The sequence below is a fragment of the Cupriavidus sp. 2TAF22 genome (assembly GCF_052115045.1).
GTDB lineage: Bacteria > Pseudomonadota > Gammaproteobacteria > Burkholderiales > Burkholderiaceae > Cupriavidus.
Map to the genome: position 1 here is coordinate 34,841 of NZ_JBFRFX010000023.1, position 22,473 is coordinate 57,313.

Consider the following 22,473-nt stretch of genomic DNA (forward strand, 5'->3'; position numbering starts at 1 on the left):
CCTAGCTGCCCATGGCGAAGACCGGCTCGCGGCGGCCCTGCAGCAGCGCCTGGCGGAACGACAGCACATGTGCCGCCACCGCGCTGGCCGCCGCCGCGCCGTCGCCGTCGCGCAGCGCTTGCAGGATGGCGCGATGCTCTTCGCCGACCTCGCCCAGGTGCCCCTCGGAGGACAGGGAGATGGCCCAGAAGCGTTGCGAACGCGCGTGCAGCACTTTCAGGATCTCGATCAGGATGGGGTTGCCAGAGCGGTGCGCCACTTCCTCATGGAACAGGCGGTCCAGGTTGGTGACCAGCGGCAGGTCGCGCCGCGCCACGGCTTCGTCGAGCTCGCGCAAGATGCCCTCCAGCACGAGCAATCCGTCAGCGGTGATGCGCTCGGCGGCCAGCCGCGCGCACAGGGTTTCGTTGGCCATGCGAACGTCGATCAGGTGCAGCGCGTCGTCGATGGAAAGCGGCGCCACCACCACGCCCTTGCGTGGCAGGATCTGCACCAGGCCTTCGTTGGCCAGCCGGTGCAGCGCCTGGTTGATGGGGGTGCGGCCGATATCCAGATCTTCCACCAGTGTGGAAATATTGAGATGCTCGCCGGGGCGGTAGACCAGCGTGGTCAGCCGTTCGCGCAGGCCGCTGTAGGCCCGTTCGTTCTCTGACAAGGTCTCGGTCCGGGCGCGCGGCGAGCGCGACGCGCCGGCGCTGCGGCGATCCACTGATGGCAAAACGCTTCCCCCTGCTGTATTTCGGTGTTTGGCAAGGGCGTAATCGTACTACCAATCGGCGGCGGCCCCGGCGCGGGCCTAGCGCCCGCGCAGCGGGTCCAGCAATCCCGTGAGGCCGTTGTGGTCCAGTTCGTGCATCAGCGCGAGCAACTGGCCGATCTCGCCGGTGGGGAAGCCTTCGCGCGCGAACCAGTTCAGGTAGTTGCCCGGCAGGTCCGCGATCACGCGGCCCTTGTACTTGCCATAGGGCATGGTGCGGGTAAGCAGGAGCGGCAGGAGTTCGGGGTTCATGGGACGGGCATCGGAAGACGGCGGCAGGGCGATGGTAACAGCGCGCGCAGGCCAGGATGCCGATGGCCGGATTGCCGCGGGCGGGCGTGCCGGGGTACGATCCCCACCTTAAGTCCGGCAGGCGGCACTCGACGAGCAGGATCCGGCGAGCCGGATTCGACAAGCCGGATTCGACAAGCCGGATCAGAAATGGACAGTCAACGATGGCAAAGCATGCTGCGGGCGCCGGGCTGAAGGGCATCGCCCTGTTCGAAGCCGCCAAGGGGGCGCTGGTGATCCTGGCCGGGCTGGGGCTGGTTGCGCTCCTGCACCGGGACGCGCAGGCGCTGGCCGAGGCCATCGTGGCGCGCCTGCACCTGAATCCGGGCAGCCGCTATCCGACCATCTTCCTGTCGCTGATGGACCATCCCAGCGATGCGCGCCTGTGGGCGATCGGCGGTTCGGCCGCGATGTATGCCGCCATGCGTTTCACCGAGGCCTTCGGCCTGTGGCACCAGCGCGTATGGGCAAGCTGGCTTGGGGTGTGGTCCGGCGGGATCTATATCCCGGTGGAGATGTACGAGGCGATCGCCCATCCGTCGCCGATCCATATCGGCCTGGCCATTGCCAACGCGCTGATCGTGGCCTACCTGGCCGTTGGCATCAGGCGCGAGCCGGCGGGCGCGCGCTAGCGGCGCCTGGCGAGCCAAGCCGCGCCTGCCAGCGCCATGGCCAGCCAATGCTCCATGGCGCCGCCGCCGCCACCGCCGTCGGCGGGCCGGGCGGATCCGCCTGCCGGCGTGCCGGTTTCGCCGCTCTCCCCCGCGGGCTCCACGCCGCCCGGCAAGGTGGCGTCGCCACGCATCGCCAGGTCGACCAGCACCGGATCGTGATCGGACGAGCGATAGGCATCGGCCGCGTAGAAGGCCTGCTGCTGTGCCGTGCTCTTGCTGGCCAGCGGATAGGCCAGCGCGACGGGCTCGTCGGCATTGACATGCCAGTGATGGACGGCACGGATGCGGCTGGCCGCCGCGTCGTCGGCGAGGGCATGGTCGAGGTAGCCGGCCTCGCCGCCGAACACGAAGCTGTAGGCCGGGCCGGACGCGAAGCGCGCGATCATGTCGGCATAGCCGCGCTGTGCCAGCATCCGGATGGGGTCCTCGCGCGCATAGCTGTTGAGATCGCCGATCAGCAGCTTGCCGTGGTCGGCCACGGCGGTGGGCGCGGTGGCGAGCCAGTTGGCCAGGCGCATGGCCGCGGCGACGCGGGTGGTGTTCCAGCAGGCCTGTCCATCGTCCTGGTCCGCGTCGGCGCCGCGCGCGTCGGTGCAGCGCTTGGACTTGAAATGGTTCACCACCACCGTGAGCTGGCGGGCCTGCGCATGCAGGCGGAATGTGGCGGCCAGCGGTTGCCGGTTCCTCTCGCCGAACCAGAGCGTGGCCGGCATGCCCGCGACCTGCACCGTGCGGCTGTTGTAGAGCAGGCCGACCGCGATGGCGTCGCCGCCGAGGCTGACCCCGCCCGGATCGACGAAACGCCATTCGGGCCCCAGCATGGCCGCCAGCCGGCGGATGGCGCTGGTCTCGTCGTAGCCGTTGTTCTCGATTTCGACCAGGCCGATCACGTCGGCATCCAGGCCGCGCAGCGCGGCCAGCAGCTTGGCTTCCTGGCGCGCGAACTCCGCCGGCGTGCGGGCACCCCGGTTGGCGGGATCATCGAAGCCGCCGCCCTTGCCGTCGCCGTTGAAGTAGTTCTGCAGATTGAAGGCCGCCACGCGCAGGTCGCTGCCGGCGGCGCGCAGCGGTGCGCCGGCCCGCGGGTTGGCAGGCAGGAAACGCGGCGGCGGCGCCGCGGGCACGGGCTGCACGCGCCAGCCGCCGAAGCGCATTTCCAGCACGCCCTGCACGCCGGCCACGCTATCGCCGGCGCGCAGGGTATTGGCGGCGCTCAGGCCGGGCGCGGGGTGCATCACCGTGGCCGGGTTCTGCCGGCTCGAGCCGTCGTCCAGCGTCAGCCGGTTCAGGGCATTGGCGGCGGCCTGCGCCCTGGCGCCGGCGCCAGGCAAGGCTACGTTGGTGGGAATCTGCAGGCGCCCGTAGCTCAGCGCCACGCTGCCGTAACGGCCCAGTTCGTAGGTGTCGCTGACGGTCAGCGTCTGCGGCAGGCGGACCAGCATGCTTTCATGGGCGGCCAGCGCGCCCGCATGTTCCACGGGCAGCGTGACGACCGCCGGCGTCACCGCCAGGCCGCGCGCGCACACCGTGGCGGTGCCGGACAGCCTCAGCTGCATCTGGCCGGAGCGATCTTCCACGGTGCCGTTCAGGCGCACCAGGTCGCCGGCGCGCATGCCGGCGCGCGGCGCATAGACGAACATGCCCTCCGAGATGCCGGGGCGGTGCTGGCGCCGGGCATCGGCCTGCTGCACGAAAAAGCCGGCGAAGCCGTCGGCGCCCGTGTAGTCGGCCGTGACCACGGCTTCCAGCACGACCCTGCGGCCGATGGATGGCGCGCCCGCGGCGCGCAATTCCGCGATCGGCGTGGCGGCCATGCCGCACTGAGCGGCGCGCGCCGCGGCATGGGCCGGCGGGGCGGCCGGGGGCAACAGCAGGCAGAGCCATGCGAGGCAGGCAGGCGCCGGGCGGTAGACGGTGAGGGAAGGGAAGACGCAGAGGGGGCGGGAGGACCTGGATGGCTTCAGACGCATGGTATCGGCTGGGTTGGTGGGCGCCATATGAGCGGCATGCCCGGAATGCCCGCGCGGCCCGGAGCAGCGATGGCAACAGCCGCAAGCGTAGGTGGCCCGGCCTGGCCTCGCGTTGCGAGAAATCTCATAGTGGCGGCATGGCAGGCGCCTGCGCGGCTGCGGACTCTGCGAAAATGCCGTCTGTCCGCCGCCCAAGCACCCAATTTGCGAGATCCCGTGACCGTCAGTGCCGTCGTGTTCGATTTTGGTGGTGTCCTGTTCGACTGGAGCCCCGAGTACCTCTATCGCGAGCTGATTCCCGATGCGGCGCAGCGTGCCAGCTTCCTGTCCGAAGTCTGCTCGCCCGCCTGGAATATCCGCCAGGACGCCGGCCGTCCGCTGCAAGAGGCCACCGAGCAACTGGTGGCCGAGCATCCCGCGCAGGCCAGCCTGATCCGTGCGTTCTACGGCCGCTGGCCGCAGATGCTGCGCGGCGTGCTGGGCGATGGCGTGGATCTGCTGCGCCGCCTGCATGCGGCACAGGTGCCGCTGTTCGGCCTGACCAACTGGTCCAGCGAAACCTACCCGCATGCGCGGCGCATGGGCGATTTCCTGGATGTGTTCCGCGATATCCTGGTATCCGGCGAGGTCGGCGTGGCCAAGCCCGACCCGGCCATCTACCGGCTCATGCATGCGCGCATCGGCACGCACTTGCCGGGCATTGCGCCGCAGGAGATGCTGTTCATCGACGACAATGCGGCCAATGTGGCCGCCGCGGCCGCCCTGGGCTGGCAGACCGTGCATCATGTGAGCGCAGGCGAGACCGGGCGAGCCTTGCGGGCGGCGGGCCTGCGCTTCTAGCGCGGCACGGGCGTTCGCTTCCTCGTCGCTACCTGCGCGTGGTTCGCTTCTTGCAGGCAGCGATTCATCCACATGCGCCAATGGAGCCAGGAGACCGCCGACATGGCATCGACAACGGAACGCCCCAAGCATTTCTCCATGATCCGCGAAATGCAGCTCGCGGACCTGTTCACGCTGGGCAATGCGGCCTGCGGCATGGCATCGGTCTTCTTCGCCATGTTCTACGTGGCCACGCGCTCGCCCGATCATTTCTATGCGGCCGCGGCGCTTGCCCCGGCGGCCTTTGTCTTCGACGTGCTCGACGGGCGCATTGCGCGCTGGCGGCACCAGCACTCGGCCCTGGGGCGCGAGCTGGATTCGCTGGCGGACATCATTTCCTTCGGCGTCGGCCCGGCCACGCTGGCGTTCGCCGCAGGCATGCGCGGCGGCTGGGACATGGCTGCGCTGATCTACTTCGTGTGCTGCGGCGTGAGTCGCCTGGCGCGCTTCAACGTGACCGCGGAGACCTTGTCCGAGGGCGCCGACAAGGTGGCGTATTTCGAGGGCACGCCGATCCCCACCAGTGTGCTGCTGACCGGCGTGCTGGCCCTGTGCGCGTGGCAGGGGCGGCTGGGCGACGCGCTGTTCGGCGGTGTCTGGCGCCTGGGGCCGGCGGACCTGCACCCGCTGGCCTTGCTGTTCGTGCTGTCCGGCTCGCTGATGATCAGCAAGACCCTGCGCATTCCGAAGCTCTAGGCTGCGGCGCGGCCGCAGGAATTGCAGGGCCGGGCAGGTTTTTCACACAGGCGGGCGCCACTGCTCGCCGATGGCCCGGCCGCCCATGGCCGGGTCGCTGACCGAGGGCTGGCCGGTTTCCAGCCGCCCCGCGCAGCGCCGCGCGAAGCCCGGCAGGTCCGCCGCCGACACCGTGAAGTCATACCAGCCTCCCGACGCCCGGGCGGGCCAGGCCAGTTCGCGCCGGCTGCGCGCGGGCACCTCGACGCGGCGCGTGTCTGGCTGGTAGGCGTTGGCGGTCACCGTGAAGGTGCGCGGCTGCGCGCTGTCGTTGCGCAAGCCAAGGCGCACGCCGCGCGCGGCGATGTCGTAACCCAGTTCGATTTCCGCGCCGGCCGGCGCCTGCGTGCCGGTGAAATGCCGGTGCCAGCCATTGGGCCCGAGCACCCAGAGGTCGTAGCGCCCTGCGTCGGCGCCCGTGTCCCAGGTGCCCGCCAGCCGCTTGCCGGCTTCCACCGTATAGCGGCGCGGCACGCGTTCCAGGTGCAGGCGGTCGTAGACGTGGAACACCGCGCCCGCATGCCCCGTGTTGATGAAATCGATCCGCAGCGAGGCGCCGGCAGGATCTGCCGCGGCCTGGGCGAGCAACTCGTAGGGCAGCGCGCGCGAGGGGCGCGTGCCGCTTGCCTGCGCGGGCAGTTCGGGCAGCAGCGGAATCGCCGGGGTACGCGTGCCCGGCAGCGCCCGCGCGCGCGCGGCCAGCGCGGCGGTGGCGGGCAGCGCGGGCAGCGCTTGCGCGTGGTTCGGCCTGGCGAAATCGAACAGCGAGGTCAGGTCCCCGCAGACCGCTCGCCGCCAAGGCGAGATGTTCGGCTCGCGCACGCCGAAGCGGGCCTCGATAAAGCGGATCACCGAGGTGTGGTCGAACACCTCGGAGTTGACCCAGCCGCCCTTGCTCCACGGCGAGATGGCGATCATCGGCACGCGCATGCTCAGTCCATAGGGGCGGTGCCGCAGGCGCGGGAAGTCGTCCGCCGCCACGCCCGTGACGAGGTGGTGGTACTCGCCGCCGGTATCGGCCGTGGAGGCGCCGGCATAGGCGGCCTTGGCGGGATCGGCGTCCCAGGCCAGGCAGGACGGCACGGCCGGCGGCGGCATATGGTCGAAGAAGCCGTCGTTCTCGTCGTACATCAGCAGCAGCACGGTCTTGCTCCACACCGCGGGGTCGGCCGTGAGCGCATCCAGCACGGCCGAGACATAGGCCGCGCCCTGCGCCGGGCTGGATGGGGAAGGGTGTTCGGAGCCCGCCCGCGTGGGACAGATCCATGTGACCTGCGGCAACTTGCCGTCCAGCACATCCTGGCGCAACTGGTCCAGGCTGCGCGTGCCGAGCGCCTTGTCCCTGAGCGCCGGTTGCGCGCCTGGCAGGCCGTGGTAGGCGTCGCGGTAGGCCCGGAACCCTGCGTTGGCGTTGAGCGAATAGTTGTCGGCCATGTCCTGGTAGATCCGCCAGCTGATGCCGGCGGCTTCCAGCCGCTCGGGATAGGTGGTCCAGGCATAGCCGCCGTCGGGCTTGCCGCCGCCGAGCTTGTTGTAGGTATTGTCGATGGCGGGGCCGTGGCCCTTGCCGTCCGGGCCGTTGGTGCCGCTCCACAGGAAGCAGCGGTTGGTGTTGGTGCCGCCGAGGAAGGACGCGTGGTAGGCGTCGGCCACCGTAAAGGCATTGGCCAGCGCGTACTGGAAGGGCAGGTCGGCGTCGCTGAAGTAGCCCATCGCGTGCCGCTTCTTGAACGTGGGCCACTGCTGCATGCGGCCTTCGCCCCAGGCGTCCTGCGTGTTGGACCAGGTATGCGGCGTGCCGGCGACGCGCATCAGCTCGAACACCTGCTCAGTGTCCAGGTGGAACGGGGCCAGCGTGGCGGGCGCGGCGGGGTCGGTCTCGTCGCGCTGGTACCAGACGGTCTTGCCGTTGGCCACCGGCACCGGGAAGCGGTCGGCGAAGCCGCGCACGCCTTGCATCGCGCCGAAATAGTGGTCGAACGCGCGGTTCTCCTGCATCAGCACCACGATGTGCTCCACGTCCTGCAGCGTGCCGGTGGGGCTGCTGGCCGGGATGGCGAGGGCGCGGCGGATGGCGGGGGGCAGCAGGGACAGCGCGCTGGCGCCGGCAAGGGTACCGGCCGCCGAGCGCAGGAATTGGCGTCGGTCTGGCATTGGGGGGGGCATTGGTAGCGGGTGCGCCGGGCGGCGCGCCCGCCATCTTAACGCCGCCGGAGCCTTCCCGGGGCGCCGCGCTATTAGCGCAGCGCCAGCCAGATCGCCTTGGGTTCGGTGAAATTGTCGATGGCCGCGTCGCCGTGCTCGCGCCCCAGCCCCGAATCGCCGGCGCCGCCCCAGGGCAGGCGCACGTCGGTATGGCCATAGGTGTTGATCCACACCGTGCCGGCGCGCAGTTCGGCGGCCACCTGGTGGACGCGGCCGATGTCCGCGCTCCATACCCCCGCGGCAAGGCTGAAGGCGGTGCCGTTGGCGATGCGCACGGCGTCGGCTTCGTCTTCGAAGCGGATCACGCTGGCCACCGGGCCGAAGATCTCTTCCTGCGAGATGCGCATCTCATGCTCGACATTGGCGAACACGGTAGGCGCCACGAAGTAGCCCTTGTCGCCCAGCCGCGCGCCGCCGGTGACGGCGGTGGCGCCCTCGCGCTTGCCGATCTCCACGTAGTCGAGCACGGTCTTCATCTGCGCGGCGGAAACCACCGGGCCCATGGCGGTGTCGGGCGCGGCCGGGTCGCCCACGCGGATCGAGCCGGCGCGCGCGGCGAGCTTCTCCACCACTTCGTCGTAGATCTCGCGCTGGGCCAGGATGCGCGAGCCCGCCGAGCAGACCTGGCCGGCGTTGAAGAAGATGCCGGAGGCGGCGGCGCGCACCGCGGCGTCCACATTGGCGTCGGCGAAGATCAGGTTGGCGGACTTGCCGCCCAGTTCCAGCGTGACGCGCTTGAAGTTGGCGGCAGCGCCCTGCATGATGCCGCGCCCGACGCCGGGCGAGCCGGTGAAGGTCACCTTGTCGATGCCCGGATGCGCCACCAGCGCATTGCCCACCACGCTGCCCTTGCCGGGCACGATATTCAGCACGCCGGGCGGCAGGCCGGCTTCGAGCGCCAGTTCACCCACGCGCAGCGCGGTCAGCGGCGTGATCTCGGCGGGCTTGACGATCAGCGTGCAGCCGCAGGCCAGCGCCGGGGCGATCTTCCACATGCCGATCATCAGCGGGAAATTCCAGGGCACGATGGCCGCCACCACGCCGACCGGCTCGCGCACGGTGTAGGTCAGCGCGCCGGGGCGCGTCGGTACCACCTGGCCATTGATCTTGTCGGCCCAGCCGGCGTAGTAGCGCACGGTATCGATGACCGCGGGCATGTCCTGGCGGCGCACGGCAGCCAGGGGCTTGCCGGCGTCCAGGCTTTCCAGCGCGATGAGTTCTTCCTGGTGCCGCTCGAGCAAGTCCGCGAAGCGGTACAGGATGCGCCCACGCTCGGCCGCGCGCAGGCCGTTCCAGACCTTCAGCGCGGCGCGCGCGGCGGCCACGGCGAGGTCGACGTCGGCGGCGCTGCCCTGCGCCACCAGCGCGATCGGGGCTTCCGTGGCCGGGTTGAGGTCGGTGGAATACTCGCCGCTGCCCGGCGGCAGACGCTTGCCGTCGATCAGCAAGTCGTGTCTTGGCAGTTCGTGCTGCGTGCTCATGGCTGCTCCTCGCGTGGGTCGGTGGAACCTGGCGGCACTTGGGCGCAGCGATACGGCTTGCCGGGCGCCCGTGCCTGCTGTCACGCAATGCAGTGTGGGCGGGCGTCGGCCCTAAGTCCAATTAATAGGACGGATTGATTAATACGAAAATCGCATGAATGGGGGGCCGACGATGGGGTCGGCCGCGGCGCAGGGCCGCGCCGCTCAGCCGTGCATCCGCATCCCGGCCGCGCGGGGAATCTCCGGACGCCAGCCGGACTCGCTCAACAGCGCTGTCATGGCGGTATGCAGGTGCTGCGCCACCACCGGCTTGTGCAGCAGCGCGGCGCCGCCGGCATGCACGTTGCGCAGCCGGTCCGGCGCGGTGTCGCCGGTGATGATCACGGTCGGGATGGCGCGCCCGAGGCGCTCGCGGATGGCTTCCATGGCCTCCTGCCCGGTGCGCTCGCCGCGCAGGCGGTAGTCTGCCAGCAGCAGGTCCGGCGTGAAATCCGCCAGCGCGGCCAGCGCCTCGCTCTCGGATTCCACCGCCACGCAGACCGATTGCCAGCTCTGCAGCAGCGCGGTCATCGCGGTGCGGATCTCCGGATCATCGTCGAGCACCAGCACGCGCAGCCCATGCAGGCTGGGCCGGCTCGGCATGGTGCCCGGCGTGCCCGCGGAGGCATCGGCTGGCTGCGCGGCCTGGGACGTGAGCGGCAGCGCAAAGCGGAACACCGAGCCGCGGCCCGGGCGGGAGTTCAGCAGCACGCGGGTCGAGATGGTGCGCGCCAGGCCTTCCACGATCGCCAGGCCCAGCCCCAGCCCCTTGCGCTGGTCGCGCTCCGGGTTGCCGAGCTGGTGGAATTCCCTGAAGATCGCGCGGCGCTGCGTGATGGGAATGCCCACGCCGGTATCCCAGACCTCCAGCACGGCACAGCCGCGGCGCTGCCGGCATGCCACCAGCACGCCGCCCTGGTTGGTGTAGCGGATGGCATTGGCGATCAGGTTGCGCAGGATCAGCTCGACCAGGTTGGGGTCGGCGAACACCGTGGTGGTGGTGTCGCGGGTACGGTAGAACAGGCCGCGCGCGTCGGCCTGTGGCGCAAACTCGTTCTCCAGCTTGTACAGCATGGGCTGCAGGCGGAACGCGCGTGGCTGCGGCGTGATCACGCCGGCATCCACCTTGGAGAAGTCCAGCAGGGTGTTGAGCATCTCGCGCGCGGCGCCGGCCGCGGCTTCGATATGCGCCAGCAGCTGACGCTGCTTGTCGCTCAGCTCTGAGCGGCCCAGCGTGACCACGAACAGCCCGAGCGCGTGCAGCGGCTGGCGCAGGTCATGGCCGGCCGACGCCAGGAACACGGATTTGGCGCGATTGGCTTCCTCGGCCTCGTGCTGGGCGGATTCGGCGCGCGCGGTCTGCTCGCGCAGCCGCGCGATCAGCTCCACGTTGGCGAAGCGCAGCGCAATGGCATGGCGCGCCACGCGCGCGTAGTTGCGCGCAAAGACCATCAGCACCGCCAGGTAGAGCGGCGCGCCGAGGAACATCGCCAGGTAGGCGCTGTCACCGGTGGCGATGAAGACAGCCCATACCGGCACGATGGCCGGCACGAAGAAACCCACCGCCACCGGCAGGCACGGCGAGAACACCGCCAGCGCCGCCGCGCTCATGCCGGCGATCAGCGACAGGATGCAGATCACCGTGGCCGGCGAGTGGACGTCCATGTAGAGCCATGCCGCCAGGCCCCACAGCCCGCCGATCACGGTCAGCAGGGCCGTCATGCCGCGCGCATAGAGCCCGGCCCGGGCCTCGCTCAGGCGCTCGGCGATGGCGCGGCGCCCGAAGTGGCCCAGCGCGCACGCCGCCGCCAGCGCGACGGCCCATGGAAAGGCGCCGGGATGCCCGCCGCCGATGCTCAGGCCAAGGGCGAGGATAAATCCGGCCAGCGCGCAGCCCAGCATGGCGATGCCGAAGCTCTGGTCGATCAGTTCCATCTCCGCGGCCAGCAGGCGCGGTTCGTCATAGCGGGGAACGAGCAGGACCATGGCTTACCTGCCGTTCTGGACCAGGCCGCGGCGCTGCGCCTCCAGCACCGCCTCGACGCGGCTGACCACCCCCAGGTGGTCGAGAATGGCCGCCACGTGGACGCGCACCGTGTTCTCCGAGAGGCCCAGGTGATGGGCAATGACCTTGTTGGAACGGCCCAGGCTGAGCTGTTCCAGTACCTCGAGCTGGCGCGGTGTGAGCGAACTGGGCTGGTAGGCGCCGGACCCGGCGGTGCCGCCGCCGGGGTCGCTGCGAGGGTTGCCGCCCGGCTCGGCGGCCGGAGCGGGGCCGAACCAGGTATCGCCGCGCAGGACGCTGGCAATGGCCTGTTCGATCTCCTCGCTGTCGGCCGATTTCGGCAGGAAGCCCGCGATCTCCCTGCGCGCGGCGAGGGGGATGGTTTCCAGCCCGGAGGTGCCGGACACGATCAGGATGCGCGCCGCGGGAAAGTGCCGGCGCAACACCTTCACGCCCTCGATGCCATTGAGACCGGGCATCTGGATATCGAGCAGGATGATATCCACAGCCGCGCCGCGATGCTCCTGCACGGCGCCCATGACCGAGCCCGCCTCGATGATGCCGGCCACGCTGGGGCTGTCCGCCAGCACCAGGCGCAGGCCGGTGCGGAACAGGGTGTGGTCGTCGATCAGCAGCAGATGGGCGTTGAGCATTGAGGCTGTGGGGGCACGGCGGCCGTGGCAGGCAAGGTGATGCAAAGGGTAGCAGGCGGCCCGATAAGCCGGCGTCCGGGCGCGCAAGACTGCCAGGACAATACCGAATGTCGCAGGCGAATTGGACTCGATTCTCGCAGTGCTGTCCATTACCCCTCGTTGGTGGGGAAACGCAATTCGATCGCGCCGGCCGGATTGCCCCGCAACCCGCGCCGGGCCTGGGACAGCGGGCAGCCGGGGCGGCCTGGCCGCGCGCGGCCCTAGTCCGTAAAGATTATTTCGCCACCGGGCCCCGGCTGTCACCATGAGTGCGTGGGTGATTTCCGCGACTTGCCCCTACCACTTTTCTCGCCCACAACCAGCCGGCTGTGGGCTTTTTTTCGTCCGCCGGGCCGGCCGGGCCAGCGAGATGCAAAGCACGGCATGCCCGGCCGTTCAGCCGCCTGGTCGACCAGTCGATCAGTCGATCAGCTTGCCGGCCGCATCGAAGAATGGATGGCTGGCGCCGAAATCGCCGATCACCGCGGCGTGGCTGACCAGGCCGTGGGCCGGATGCCACCAGTGCAGCAGGTAGCCCGGCGGCTCCATGCGAAAGCGCGACGCCGCGCGCGGGTCGATATCGAGCGCGACCTGATGCGCCGGTCCCGGCGCCGTCATGGCCACCGTGCCGCCGAAGCGGTGCGTGATATGCCGGTGCAGGTGGCCGCACAGCACGCGCTCCACCTGCGCATGGCGGCGTACCACGGGCTCGAGCAGGCCGGCGCCTTCCAGCCCCTGCTGGTCCATGTGCCCGATGCCGGTATGGAAGGGCGGATGATGCAGCATCAGCAGCGTGGGCCGCCCGGGGGCCGCCGCCAGGGTCGCGTCGAGCCAGGGCAGCGCGGCGGGATCGACGCGCCCGCCCGGCTTGCCCGGCACCGTGCAGTCGAACGCCACCAGCCGCAGTGGCCCGGCATCCACGCAGTAGTGGACGGGCGCGTCGCCGTCGCCGTTGGCGAACAGGTAATCGTGGTCGGCGAACACGCGGCGCAGCGTGGCGCGGTGGTCGTGGTTGCCTGGCAGCAGCCGCACCGGCAGCGGCAGCCCGGCCAGGATGCCGCGCAGGAAGCGGTACTCCTGCTCGGTGCCGAAATCCACCAGGTCGCCGGTGATGACCACCGCGTCGGGCCGTTGCGGCGCGGCCAGCAGGGTGTCGATGCAGCGCTGCAGGGCGCCCGCGGTATCCACCATGCGATAGGAGAGCTTGCCGCCCGCCTTGATGTGCAGGTCGGTGATATGGGCGAGCAGGTAGCTGCCTGCGGTGTCGTCGTTCGGGGTGTTCATGCGGGGAGGGCTTGCGAAAGCGTGATCAGGTGGCCGGTATCGAGGCGCAGGCCGACGCGGTCGCCCGCCAGCCAGCCGTCGCGGCGGGTGGTGTCGACGACCAGCGGGGCTGGCGCGCCGACGTCGACCAGCAGGCGCGTGTAGTTGCCCAGGAACAGCGCGGTCACGACCGCGCCGCCCAGGTGCGCGTCGCCGGGCTGGGCCAGCGCCACGTCTTCGGGGCGGAACAGCAGCTCGGCCTGCCCGGCGCCGGAGGCGGGCGCGCCGGCGGTGCAGGGAACCAGCCCGCCCGGCACGCGCCAGGCACCGCCTTCGCGCTGGGCCGGCAGGCGGTTCATGGTGCCGATGAAGTCCGCCACGAAGGCATTGGCCGGCGCGCGGTAGATCTGCTGCGGGGTGCCGGCCTGGGCGATGCGGCCGCGGTCCATCACGATGATGCGGTCGCCCAGCGCCATGGCTTCGGCCTGGTCGTGGGTGACATAGACCGCGGTGATATGCAGGCTGCGCAGCAGCTGGTTGATGTCGGCGCGCAGCGCGTCGCGCAACTTGGCATCGAGCGCGGTCAGCGGCTCGTCGAGCAGCAGCACGCGCGGCTGCACGGCGATGGCGCGCGCCAGTGCCACGCGCTGGCGCTGGCCGCCGGAGAGCTGGTCGACGCGGCGCTCGGCAAAGGGCCCGAGATGCATCATCGCCAGCATTTCGTCCACCCGGCGGCGGCGCGCGGCGGCGTCCACGCGGCGCACGCGCAGGCCGTAGGCGATGTTCTCCGCCACGGTCATGTTGGGGAACAGGGCGTAGCTCTGGAACACCATGCCCACGCCGCGCTGCTCGATCGGCAGCGTCGTCACGTCGTTGTCGCCGAACATGACCACGCCGCCGGCATCGGGAAATTCCAGCCCGGCGATGATGCGCAGCGTGGTGGTCTTGCCGCAGCCCGAAGGCCCGAGCAGGACCAGGGTCTCGCCCGCGCCGATATCGAGGTCGAGCGGCTCCAGCGCCAGCGTGCCGTCGGCAAAGGTCTTGCCGCAGTGGCGCAGCGTGATGGGAGTGGGTTCATGCATGGCGGGCCTCGGAAGCGGGGAGCGGATCGGTGCCGGCAAGGCCGTTGGCCACGGCATCGCCGGCGGGCAGGCGGTGCTTGCGGGCGCGCGCGCCGAGCGCGCTCACGCCTTGCATCAGCACCAGCAGCGGAATGATCATGAAGAAGAACACGATGGTGTAGGCCGAGCCGATCTCCAGCCGCATGGAAGCGTAGCTGTCGGCCAGCCCCACCGGCAGGGTCTGGGTGGTGGGCGTGTGCAGCATCCAGGTCAGGTTGAACTCGCCCACCGACAGCGTGACCACCATCAGCGCGCCGGCCAGGATGCCCTGGCGGCAATTGGGCAGCACCACGGTGAAGAAGCGCTGCAGCCGGGTCGCCCCCAGGCTGGCGGCAGCGTCTTCGAGCGTGCGGATATCGATGGCCGACATGATGGCCAGCACCGAGCGCACCATGAACGGCAGCGTGAACAGCACATGCCCCACCAGTATGAACACCCAGCTGGTGCGGAACGCCTGCCAGCCGCCGTACAGCAGGATCAGGCCGAGCGCCGTGGCCAGCCCGGGCACGGCCACCGGCAGCATCAGCAACTCCTCGATCAGGCGCGTCACGCGCCCGCGCCGCAGCGCCATGTAGTAGGCCGCGGGCACGCCCAGCACCAGCGTGCAGGCCAGGCAGGCCAGCGCGATGCCGAGCGACAGGAAAATGGTGTTGCGGTAGAGCGACCACACCTCCACCAGCCAGCGCGTGGTCAGGCCGCTGGCCACGCCGATGAAGATATTGTTGGTCAGCCCGGCCAGCACCGACAGCACCACCGGCACCACCATGAACAGGCAGACCAGCAGCGCCAGGGCAAGCTGCAGCCAGTAGGCGCCGCCGCGTCGTCGTGAATGCATCATGTGCGCGCTCCTCAGGCAGTGGCGGCGACGGCGTCGCCGGAGAACCAGCGCGCCAGCGCCAGCAGGGCCCATGTCACCGTGCCCAGCAGCACGGACAACGCCGCGGCCATGCCGAAGTTGGCGTAGTTGGTGAACTCGTTGTAGATGGTCAGCGGCAGCACGTCGAGCTGCGTGGCCAGCGTGAAGGCGGTGCCGAACGCGCCCATGCTGGTGGCGAAGCAGATCGCTCCGCTCGAGATCATGGCCGGCATCAGCGCGGGCAGCATGACGTCGCGCACCACGCGCCAGCGTCCCGCGCCCAGCGAGCGCGCGGCTTCTTCCAGCGAAGCGTCGAGCTTGGCCACGGCGGCCATCACGGTCAGGATCACGCGCGGGATGGAGAAATACAGATAACCGACGAACAGCCCCATCAGGCCGTAGGCAAAAGTCCAGCGTTCGCCCGCCAGCCAGTCGCCCGCCATCGCCAGCAGCCCGTTGCGCCCGCCCAGCATGATCACCATGAAGCCGATCACCACGCCCGGGAAGGCCAGCGGGAAGGTCAGCATGGCCACCAGCAGGCTCTTGCCCGGCACCGCGTTGCGTTCAAGGAAGGTGCCGGTGATGCCGGCGATGACCAGCGTGGCCAGCGTGACCGCGGCCGACAGCAGCACCGTGACCAGCAGGCTGTGCAGGTAGCGCTGGCTGGTGAGCACGGTCCAGTAGACGCTGGCGCCTGCGTCACCGCTGACGCTGACCGCGATCAGCCTTGCCATCGGCAGGCAGAAGAAGGCGAGGAAGACGATCAGCGCGGGCAGGGCGAAGAGGAGAAGAGGAAGCGGCTTCTTCATGATGAGGTTCTCGCCGATGGAAGCATGGTTGAAGCGGGTTTGATGCAGGGTTGGCGCGGGGGTCGTGCGAGATTCGTGCGGAAGGCCGGGCGTGCACGGCAGCGCGGCCCGGGGCGGGTCGGCAGACTCGCCCCCGGCCACGCTTCAGATCACCGGACTTCCTTCAGGTAGGTCTCGCTGAACCCCTTCTGCGCATCCGCCATCCTGGCGAAATCCACGGGCTTGGCGCGTGCATAGTCGGCCGCCGGCAGGAACTTGGCCTGCACTTCCTTCGGGATGCCGGCGCTGCGCACGGGGCGCAGGTAGGCATTGGCCCACAGCGCCTGGCCCGCGTCGGACAGCACGAAGTCCAGCACCTTGCGGCCTTCGGCATCGTGCGGCGCCTTGTTCACCAGGCTCATCACGTAGGGCACCACCACCGTGCCTTCCTTCGGAATCACGAAGGCCACGTTGGCGCTGTCCTTGTAGCGGGCGCGATAGGCGTTGAAATCGTAGTCCAGCAGGATGGGGATCTCGCCGGACAGCACGCGCGCGTAGGCGGTCTGCTTGGGCACGATGGGCTGGTTCTTCTGCAGGTCGCGGAAGTACTTGAAGGCGGGCCCGAAGTTTTCCATCGTGCCACCCATGGCCTGGTTCACGGCGACCGCGCCGACATAGCCGACGAAGGCGCTGGCGGGGTCGAGGTAGCCGATCAGCCCCTTGTATTCGGGCTTGAGCAGGTCGGCCCAGGATTGCGGTACGGGCTTGCCGCGCAGGGCATCCACGTTGACCATGAAGCCAAGCGTGCCGGAATGGATGGCGAACCAGTTGCCTTGCGGATCCTTGAGGCCGTCGGGGATGTCGTTCCAGTGCGCGGGCTTGTAGGCGGCGGTGACGCCGTCCTTCTTGGCCTGGATGCCGAAGGTCACGCCGTAGTACACCACGTCGGCCACCGGGCTGGCTTTCTCCGCCACCAGCTGCGCGAGCGACTGTCCGGAATTCTTGTTGTCATGCGGGACCGTGACGCCGGTCTTTTCCTTGATGGCGCGGATCTGCGCGGCCCAGTCGGCCCATTCGGGCGGGCAGTTGTAGCAGATCGCGGTTTGCGCGGCCACGCCCTGGCTGAAGGCGGCGGCGCCGAGCGCGACGGCGATCCAGCGTAGCGGTTTGTGCCAGGAACGGCTTGCTTGCATGGTGAACTCCTTGGTTACGGACTGGGGCTGGGGCTGGGGGGAAAGGCTGGGTCTCATGGCGGCGGGACAGCCGCCTCACGCCGGCGCGGCGACCGTGCCGCCCAGGCGCAGGGCATGCGGCAGCAGCGTGATGCGTTCGTTACCGGCTTCGCGCGCCGCGCCGGCGGGATCGAAGCGCACGAGCAGGCCGGCCACGGCGCGCGCGCCGATCTCGGCATTGGGCTGCACCACGGAGGCCAGCGGCGGCTCCACCAGCGCGCCGAGCGCGATGCCGTCGTAGCCCAGCACCGAGATATCGCGCGGCACGCGCAGGCCGATGCGCTTGAGATCGGAGATCACGCCGATGGCCAGCAGGTCGTTGGTGCAGAAGAAGGCGGTGGGCGCATCCGGGCCCGTGGCCAGTGCGCTGATCTGCCCGGCGTTGCTGGCGGTATGGGACGGCAGGCACAGCGGCGGGGCGGGCTCCAGGCCATGCGCGCGCATGGCGTCGCGATAGCCGTCGAAGCGCTGGCGGGCGCGGTCGGACGCGACGAAGGCGCCGGAGACGACGCGGATGCGGCGGTGCCCGGCGGCGATTAGGGCTTCCACGCCTTCGCGTGCGCTGCCGCGGTTGTCCACCGAGACCGAGTAGCGCCGGCCGCGCGGCGCGGCCTGGTTGTAGGCCAGCACATAGGGCACGCCTTCGGCGTCGAGCTGGTCCAGCACGGCGCTGCGCGCGGCATCGGCCACCGTCAGCACCATGCCGTCCACGCGATGGCGCAGCAGGTACTCGATGCGTTCGCGCTCGCGCGCCGGATCGTAGGCGCTGGTCACCAGCATCAGCGAATAGCCCGCGGCGAGCGCGGCGTCCTCGATGCCGCGCCAGCAGTCGGCGAACACGGCGTTTTCCAGCGTGGGCAGCATCACGCCGATCATGCGGCTTTGCTGCGCGCGCAGCTTGCTGCCGAGCAGGTTGGGGCGGAAACTCAGCCGCAGCGCGGCGTCCATCACGCGCTGCACGGTGCCCGCGCGCACCAGGTCCGGGCTGTTGAAGGCGCGGGAGGCCGTGGCCAGCGACACGCCGGCCGCCTGCGCCACATCCAGGAGGGTGGCGGCGTCTTGCGGGGTGGCGTGGCTGCGGTCCTGGCTACGGTTCACGTTGATGGGTCCGGTCTGGTTCTGGCGGCGGCCGAAGACCCCTTCCAGAAGATGGGCTGCAGAAATGAAAACGTTTTCATTCAAGGCGCAAAAAAATCGGGCAGCAAGCCTTTGTGATGCTGCGGCGCATGAGGAAATCCTGCGTCCGCAAGGCGATAACCCGGTACAGCAGCGGATTGTGGAGATGGTGCGTGACAGCACGATGACAAGTTGCCAGGACGCCTGCCGGAGTTGCGGGGGGCAATCCTTGCCACGCCCTGCGGCGGCGATCGCCGCGGGGCCAGAAAGCACTTGAAAGGCGGGCGCAATCTTATTAACATGTTAATTACAGGTGGCGGCCCCAGTACACGCTGCCGTCATCGATCCGCCCGCCGCGCAAGGCAGGCGCGGACGCAACCAGAGAGGAGCACGATGCGAGAAGGCAGAATCGCCAGAATCGCCGCCGGCGGCCTGCCGGTGCGCGCCATGCCGGTGGACGGCGCCATGCAGTTGCCGCACGACGGCGTGCGGACCCTGCGCGAAGGCGAATTCATGTGGCAGCCCGCCGTCACCGGCACCGTCTACGGCACGCTGCTCAACTTCAGGGGCGCGCTGGCGGCCCTGGGCGACAGCGTCAACGCCGCGCCGTACCAGGCGCCGCCGTCGGCACCCATTCTCTACATCAAGCCAGCCAACACGCTGGCCGCCCACGGCAGCGAAGTCATGCTGCCGCCTGGGCAGGACACGCTGGAAATCGGCGCGGCGCTGGGCATCGTGATCGGCCGGCGCGCCACGCGCGTGGATCCGGCCCGCGCGGCGGACTATATCGCCGGCTATACGGTGGTATCGGACGTCAGCGTGCCGCACGCCAGCTATTACCGCCCGGCAGTGCGCCACAAATGCCGCGATGGCTACTGCCCCGTCGGCCCGTGGGTGACGGCGCGCGAGCAGGCCGGCAATCCGGACGCGCGTGCCATGGTGGTGCGCATCAACGGCGAGGAACGCCAGCGCAACAGTACCGTCAACCTGCTACGCCCCGTGGCGCGGCTGCTGGCGGACGTCACCGCCTTCATGTCGCTGGAGCCGGGCGACGTGCTGCTCGCGGGCGTGCCCGAAGGCGCGCCGCTGGCGCGGGCCGGCGATGCGGTGGAGATCGAGATCGAGGGGGTGGGCTGCCTGCGCCACCGTGTCGTGGCCGCACGGGGAGAGGGCGCATGAGAACCGCACGCGTGGCCTGCGATGGACTGGTGCACGGCGCGCAGCCGGCCGGCGACGGACTGCTGCGGCTGGACGACGGGCGCATCGTGCGCGAAGACACGGTGGTCTGGCTGCCTCCCGTGGCGCCGCGCACCACCTTCGCGCTCGGGCTGAACTATGCCGATCATGCGCGCGAGCTGGCCTTCAAGGCGCCGGACGAGCCGCTGGTCTTCCTCAAGGGGCCGGGCACCTTTATCGGCCACCGCGGCCGCACGGTGCGGCCCGAAGGCGTGAAGTACATGCACTACGAGTGCGAGCTGGCGGTGGTCATCGGCCGCACCGCGCGCGGCGTCAGGGCCGCGCAGGCCTACGACCATGTGCGCGGCTACACCGTGGCCAACGACTACGCCATCCGCGACTACCTGGAGAACTACTACCGCCCCAACCTGCGGGTGAAGAACCGCGACACCTGTACGCCGCTCGGGCCCTGGCTGGTGGACCGCGACGACGTGCCGGACCCGATGAACCTGGCGTTGCGCACCACCGTCAACGGCAAGCTGACCCAGGACGGCAATACCCGCGACATGATCTTCGGCATCCCGTGGCTGATCGAGTACCTGAGCAGCTTCATGACGCTCGAGGCGGGCGACATCATCCTCACCGGCACGCCCGAGGGCCTGGCCGATACGCAGCCGGGCGACGAGGTGGTCACCGAGATCGAAGGCGTGGGGCGGCTGGTCAACACCATCGCCAGCGCCAGCGAATACCGCAACGAGTAAGGCCGCGCGCAACGACGCGCGCCACTACGGAGACAGCAGACATGATCAAGCACTGGATCGACGGTAAGCAGGTCGGCAGCCAGGACACCTTCGTCACCTGGAACCCGGCCACCGGCGAGGAGATCGCCACCGTGGCCGCCGGCGGCGAGGCCGAGGTCAATGCCGCCGTGGCCGCCGCCAAGGCGGCCTTCCCCAGGTGGGCCGGCACGCCGGCCAGGGACCGCGCCCGCATCATGCGGCGCCTGGCGGACCTGATCACCCAGCACGTGCCGCAACTGGCGGCGCTGGAAACCCAGGACACCGGCCTGCCGATCGCGCAGACCGGCAAGCAGCTGATCCCGCGCGCGGCCGAGAACTTCAATTTCTTTGCCGAAGTCTGCGTGCAGATGAACGGCCGCACTTACCCGGTGGACGACCAGATGCTCAACTACACGCTCTACCAGCCGGTAGGCGTGTGCGCGCTGATCTCGCCGTGGAACGTGCCCTTCATGACCGCCACCTGGAAGGTCGCGCCGTGCCTGGCGCTGGGCAATACCGCGGTGCTGAAGATGTCGGAGCTGTCGCCGCTGAGCGCCGACCAGCTCGGCATGCTGGCGCTGGAGGCCGGCGTGCCCGCCGGGGTCCTCAACGTGGTGCAGGGCTACGGCGCCACCGCGGGCGACGCGCTGGTGCGCCATCCCGATGTGCGGGCGGTGTCCTTCACCGGCGGCACCGTGACGGGCAAGCGCATCATCGAACGTGCCGGGCTCAAGAAGTTCTCGATGGAGCTGGGCGGCAAGTCGCCGGTGCTGGTGTTCGACGACGCCGACCTGGAGCGCGCGCTCGACGCCGCGCTGTTCACCATCTTCTCGATCAATGGCGAGCGCTGCACCGCCGGCTCGCGCATCTTCGTGCAGGAAACCGTCTACGACGACTTCACGCGCAAGTTCGCCGAGCGCGCCAAGCGCCTGCGCGTGGGCGATCCCACCAGCGAGCAGACCCACGTGGGCGCCATGATCACGCGCCAGCACTGGGACAAGGTGACGGGCTATATCCGCCTGGGCGAGCAGGAAGGCGCCACCGTCCTGGCCGGCGGGGCGGAGCGGCCTGCCGACCTGCCCGCGTACCTGCGCAACGGCAACTTCGTGCAGCCGACCGTGCTCGCCAATGTGGAGAACCACATGCGCGTGGCACAGGAAGAGATCTTCGGGCCGGTAGCCTGCCTGATCCCGTTCAAGGACGAGGACGACGGCCTGGCCATGGCCAACGATACCGAGTACGGCCTGGCCTCCTACATCTGGACGCAGGACGTGGGCAAGGTGCATCGCCTGGCGCGCGGCATCGAGGCCGGCATGGTCTTCGTCAACAGCCAGAACGTGCGCGACCTGCGCCAGCCCTTCGGCGGCACCAAGGCGTCCGGCACCGGGCGCGAGGGTGGCGAGTTCAGCTTCGAGGTGTTCGCCGAGGTCAAGAACGTCTGCATTTCGATGGGGGACCATCACATTCCCCGCTGGGGAGTCTGAGGGCAGCAAAGCGAGAGCGCCGGCATGCATGCCGGTGCCAACCAGAACCAAGGAGACACCGCCATGGGCAAGCTATCGCTCGCCGCCAAGGTCACGCACGTGCCGTCGATGTACCTGTCCGAACTGCCCGGCAAGCATCACGGCTGCCGCGAGGCGGCGATCGCCGGGCACCGCGAGATCGGCCGGCGCTGCCGCGAGCTGGGCGTGGACACCATCGTGGTGGCCGACGTGCACTGGCTGGTCAACGCGGGCTACCACGTCAACTGCAACGCGCGGTTCGAGGGCGTGTACACCAGCAACGAGCTGCCGCACTTCATCAAGGACATGGCCTATGCCTATGACGGCAATCCGGCCCTGGGCCGCCTGATCGCGCAGACCGCCTGCGAACACGGCGTGATGACGCGCGCGCACGAGATCGCCAGCCTGGAGCTGGAGTACGGCACGCTGGTGCCGATGCGCTACATGAATGCCGACCGGCATTTCAAGGTGGTGTCCATCGCGGCATGGTGCGCATGGCACCAGCTCGACGAGAGCCGTCGGTTCGGCGCCGCGCTGCGCGAGGCCATCGAGGCCAGCGATGCCAACGTGGCTTTTCTCGCCAGCGGTTCGCTGTCGCACCGCTTCAACGACAACAACAGTCCGGAAGAAAGCATCCACCAGATCAGCCGCGAGTTCTTCAGGCAGGTGGACCTGCGCGTGGTGGAGTTGTGGAAGCAGGGCGACTGGGCCACCTTCTGCCGCATGCTGCCCGAGTACAACGAGCATTGCATCGGCGAAGGCGGCATGCACGATACCGCCATGCTGCTCGGCCTGCTGGGCTGGGATGCGTACGACCGTCCGGCCGAGATCGTCACCGACTACTTCACCAGTTCGGGCACCGGGCAGATCAACGCGGTCTTTCCCGTGCGCTGAGCGGCGCCCCTGAACTGC

21 protein-coding genes are annotated in these 22,473 nt (G+C 69.6%); 8 read left to right on the forward strand and 13 right to left on the reverse strand.

Going from position 1 to position 22,473, the window contains the following annotated elements:
* Position 1: 1 nt before the first annotated feature.
* Positions 2-655: a GntR family transcriptional regulator gene (locus AB4Z48_RS25215; protein WP_441619000.1), complete on the reverse strand. Its 654-nt coding sequence runs from the start codon at positions 653-655 to the stop codon at positions 2-4.
* Between the two features lie 141 nt (positions 656-796).
* Positions 797-1,009 carry a DUF3820 family protein gene (locus AB4Z48_RS25220; protein WP_441619002.1) on the reverse strand — a complete coding sequence of 71 codons (213 nt, stop codon included), beginning with the start codon at positions 1,007-1,009 and terminating at the stop codon, positions 797-799.
* A gap of 203 nt (positions 1,010-1,212) precedes the next feature.
* Here AB4Z48_RS25220 and AB4Z48_RS25225 point away from each other — a divergent pair, with 203 nt between their 5' ends.
* A complete protein-coding gene (locus tag AB4Z48_RS25225; protein WP_441619004.1) occupies positions 1,213-1,680 on the forward strand; it encodes a DUF2127 domain-containing protein in 468 nt (155 codons plus the stop codon).
* Here the strand turns inward: AB4Z48_RS25225 and AB4Z48_RS25230 are convergent.
* Positions 1,677-3,692, reverse strand: a complete 2,016-nt coding sequence (locus AB4Z48_RS25230) for an ExeM/NucH family extracellular endonuclease (protein ID WP_441619006.1) — start codon at positions 3,690-3,692, stop codon at positions 1,677-1,679. The genes AB4Z48_RS25225 and AB4Z48_RS25230 overlap by 4 nt on opposite strands.
* A 216-nt stretch (positions 3,693-3,908) precedes the next feature.
* Between AB4Z48_RS25230 and AB4Z48_RS25235 the strand changes: the two genes are divergently transcribed.
* On the forward strand, positions 3,909-4,532 hold the full coding sequence (locus AB4Z48_RS25235; RefSeq protein ID WP_441619008.1) for an HAD family hydrolase: 624 nt from the start codon (positions 3,909-3,911) through the stop codon (positions 4,530-4,532).
* A 102-nt stretch (positions 4,533-4,634) separates the two neighbouring features.
* Positions 4,635-5,267 (forward strand): CDP-alcohol phosphatidyltransferase family protein, encoded by a 633-nt coding sequence (locus AB4Z48_RS25240; RefSeq protein ID WP_441619010.1) that lies wholly within the window; start codon positions 4,635-4,637, stop codon positions 5,265-5,267.
* Positions 5,268-5,309: 42 nt separating this feature from the next.
* Here AB4Z48_RS25240 and AB4Z48_RS25245 read toward each other — a convergent pair whose 3' ends face one another.
* The 10 genes from AB4Z48_RS25245 to AB4Z48_RS25290 all read right to left on the reverse strand — a co-directional run bounded on the left by AB4Z48_RS25245 (position 5,310) and on the right by AB4Z48_RS25290 (position 18,086).
* Positions 5,310-7,460 carry a phosphocholine-specific phospholipase C gene (locus tag AB4Z48_RS25245; protein WP_441619012.1) on the reverse strand — a complete coding sequence of 717 codons (2,151 nt, stop codon included), beginning with the start codon at positions 7,458-7,460 and terminating at the stop codon, positions 5,310-5,312.
* An 83-nt stretch (positions 7,461-7,543) separates the two neighbouring features.
* A complete protein-coding gene (locus AB4Z48_RS25250; RefSeq protein WP_441619014.1) occupies positions 7,544-8,992 on the reverse strand; it encodes an aldehyde dehydrogenase family protein in 1,449 nt (482 codons plus the stop codon).
* Positions 8,993-9,196: 204 nt separating this feature from the next.
* On the reverse strand, positions 9,197-11,017 hold the full coding sequence (locus AB4Z48_RS25255; RefSeq protein ID WP_441619016.1) for an ATP-binding response regulator: 1,821 nt from the start codon (positions 11,015-11,017) through the stop codon (positions 9,197-9,199).
* Between the two features lie 3 nt (positions 11,018-11,020).
* Positions 11,021-11,689, reverse strand: a complete 669-nt coding sequence (locus tag AB4Z48_RS25260) for a response regulator (protein WP_441619018.1) — start codon at positions 11,687-11,689, stop codon at positions 11,021-11,023.
* 459 nt (positions 11,690-12,148) lie between these two features.
* Positions 12,149-13,012, reverse strand: a complete 864-nt coding sequence (locus AB4Z48_RS25265; protein ID WP_441619020.1) for a phosphodiesterase — start codon at positions 13,010-13,012, stop codon at positions 12,149-12,151.
* A complete protein-coding gene (locus AB4Z48_RS25270) occupies positions 13,009-14,073 on the reverse strand; it encodes an ABC transporter ATP-binding protein (protein ID WP_441619022.1) in 1,065 nt (354 codons plus the stop codon). The genes AB4Z48_RS25265 and AB4Z48_RS25270 overlap by 4 nt, the downstream gene beginning before the upstream one ends.
* A complete protein-coding gene (locus tag AB4Z48_RS25275; protein WP_441619272.1) occupies positions 14,066-14,947 on the reverse strand; it encodes an ABC transporter permease in 882 nt (293 codons plus the stop codon). The genes AB4Z48_RS25270 and AB4Z48_RS25275 overlap by 8 nt, the downstream gene beginning before the upstream one ends.
* A 14-nt stretch (positions 14,948-14,961) precedes the next feature.
* Positions 14,962-15,777 carry an ABC transporter permease gene (locus AB4Z48_RS25280; protein ID WP_441619024.1) on the reverse strand — a complete coding sequence of 272 codons (816 nt, stop codon included), beginning with the start codon at positions 15,775-15,777 and terminating at the stop codon, positions 14,962-14,964.
* Between the two features lie 149 nt (positions 15,778-15,926).
* Positions 15,927-16,949: an ABC transporter substrate-binding protein gene (locus AB4Z48_RS25285; RefSeq protein WP_441619025.1), complete on the reverse strand. Its 1,023-nt coding sequence runs from the start codon at positions 16,947-16,949 to the stop codon at positions 15,927-15,929.
* A gap of 75 nt (positions 16,950-17,024) precedes the next feature.
* A complete protein-coding gene (locus AB4Z48_RS25290; protein WP_441619026.1) occupies positions 17,025-18,086 on the reverse strand; it encodes a substrate-binding domain-containing protein in 1,062 nt (353 codons plus the stop codon).
* Between the two features lie 64 nt (positions 18,087-18,150).
* Here AB4Z48_RS25290 and AB4Z48_RS25295 point away from each other — a divergent pair, with 64 nt between their 5' ends.
* The 5 genes from AB4Z48_RS25295 to hpaD all read left to right on the forward strand — a co-directional run bounded on the left by AB4Z48_RS25295 (position 18,151) and on the right by hpaD (position 22,455).
* Positions 18,151-18,381: a hypothetical protein gene (locus AB4Z48_RS25295; protein WP_441619028.1), complete on the forward strand. Its 231-nt coding sequence runs from the start codon at positions 18,151-18,153 to the stop codon at positions 18,379-18,381.
* A 236-nt stretch (positions 18,382-18,617) separates the two neighbouring features.
* A complete protein-coding gene (locus AB4Z48_RS25300; RefSeq protein ID WP_441619274.1) occupies positions 18,618-19,283 on the forward strand; it encodes a fumarylacetoacetate hydrolase family protein in 666 nt (221 codons plus the stop codon).
* A complete protein-coding gene (locus AB4Z48_RS25305; protein ID WP_441619030.1) occupies positions 19,280-20,041 on the forward strand; it encodes a fumarylacetoacetate hydrolase family protein in 762 nt (253 codons plus the stop codon). Before AB4Z48_RS25300 ends, AB4Z48_RS25305 begins: the two co-directional genes overlap by 4 nt.
* 41 nt (positions 20,042-20,082) lie before the next feature.
* Positions 20,083-21,543, forward strand: a complete 1,461-nt coding sequence (hpaE, locus tag AB4Z48_RS25310) for a 5-carboxymethyl-2-hydroxymuconate semialdehyde dehydrogenase (protein WP_441619032.1) — start codon at positions 20,083-20,085, stop codon at positions 21,541-21,543.
* A 63-nt stretch (positions 21,544-21,606) separates the two neighbouring features.
* On the forward strand, positions 21,607-22,455 hold the full coding sequence (gene hpaD / locus AB4Z48_RS25315; RefSeq protein WP_441619034.1) for a 3,4-dihydroxyphenylacetate 2,3-dioxygenase: 849 nt from the start codon (positions 21,607-21,609) through the stop codon (positions 22,453-22,455).
* Positions 22,456-22,473: the final 18 nt, after the last annotated feature.

Excerpts from the sequence above, each read along its gene's own strand:
- AB4Z48_RS25220 (WP_441619002.1), bottom strand. The coding sequence starts at position 1,009 with ATGAACCCCGAACTCCTGCCGCTCCTGCTTACCCGCACCATGCCCTAT.
- AB4Z48_RS25225 (WP_441619004.1), top strand. The coding sequence starts at position 1,213 with ATGGCAAAGCATGCTGCGGGCGCCGGGCTGAAGGGCATCGCCCTGTTC.
- AB4Z48_RS25230 (WP_441619006.1), bottom strand. The coding sequence starts at position 3,692 with ATGCGTCTGAAGCCATCCAGGTCCTCCCGCCCCCTCTGCGTCTTCCCT.
- AB4Z48_RS25240 (WP_441619010.1), top strand. The coding sequence starts at position 4,635 with ATGGCATCGACAACGGAACGCCCCAAGCATTTCTCCATGATCCGCGAA.
- AB4Z48_RS25245 (WP_441619012.1), bottom strand. The coding sequence starts at position 7,460 with ATGCCAGACCGACGCCAATTCCTGCGCTCGGCGGCCGGTACCCTTGCC.
- AB4Z48_RS25250 (WP_441619014.1), bottom strand. The coding sequence starts at position 8,992 with ATGAGCACGCAGCACGAACTGCCAAGACACGACTTGCTGATCGACGGC.
- AB4Z48_RS25255 (WP_441619016.1), bottom strand. The coding sequence starts at position 11,017 with ATGGTCCTGCTCGTTCCCCGCTATGACGAACCGCGCCTGCTGGCCGCG.
- AB4Z48_RS25260 (WP_441619018.1), bottom strand. The coding sequence starts at position 11,689 with ATGCTCAACGCCCATCTGCTGCTGATCGACGACCACACCCTGTTCCGC.
- AB4Z48_RS25265 (WP_441619020.1), bottom strand. The coding sequence starts at position 13,012 with ATGAACACCCCGAACGACGACACCGCAGGCAGCTACCTGCTCGCCCAT.
- AB4Z48_RS25270 (WP_441619022.1), bottom strand. The coding sequence starts at position 14,073 with ATGCATGAACCCACTCCCATCACGCTGCGCCACTGCGGCAAGACCTTT.
- AB4Z48_RS25275 (WP_441619272.1), bottom strand. The coding sequence starts at position 14,947 with ATGCATTCACGACGACGCGGCGGCGCCTACTGGCTGCAGCTTGCCCTG.
- AB4Z48_RS25280 (WP_441619024.1), bottom strand. The coding sequence starts at position 15,777 with ATGAAGAAGCCGCTTCCTCTTCTCCTCTTCGCCCTGCCCGCGCTGATC.
- AB4Z48_RS25285 (WP_441619025.1), bottom strand. The coding sequence starts at position 16,949 with ATGCAAGCAAGCCGTTCCTGGCACAAACCGCTACGCTGGATCGCCGTC.
- AB4Z48_RS25295 (WP_441619028.1), top strand. The coding sequence starts at position 18,151 with ATGAAAACGTTTTCATTCAAGGCGCAAAAAAATCGGGCAGCAAGCCTT.
- AB4Z48_RS25300 (WP_441619274.1), top strand. The coding sequence starts at position 18,618 with ATGTGGCAGCCCGCCGTCACCGGCACCGTCTACGGCACGCTGCTCAAC.
- AB4Z48_RS25305 (WP_441619030.1), top strand. The coding sequence starts at position 19,280 with ATGAGAACCGCACGCGTGGCCTGCGATGGACTGGTGCACGGCGCGCAG.
- hpaE (WP_441619032.1), top strand. The coding sequence starts at position 20,083 with ATGATCAAGCACTGGATCGACGGTAAGCAGGTCGGCAGCCAGGACACC.
- hpaD (WP_441619034.1), top strand. The coding sequence starts at position 21,607 with ATGGGCAAGCTATCGCTCGCCGCCAAGGTCACGCACGTGCCGTCGATG.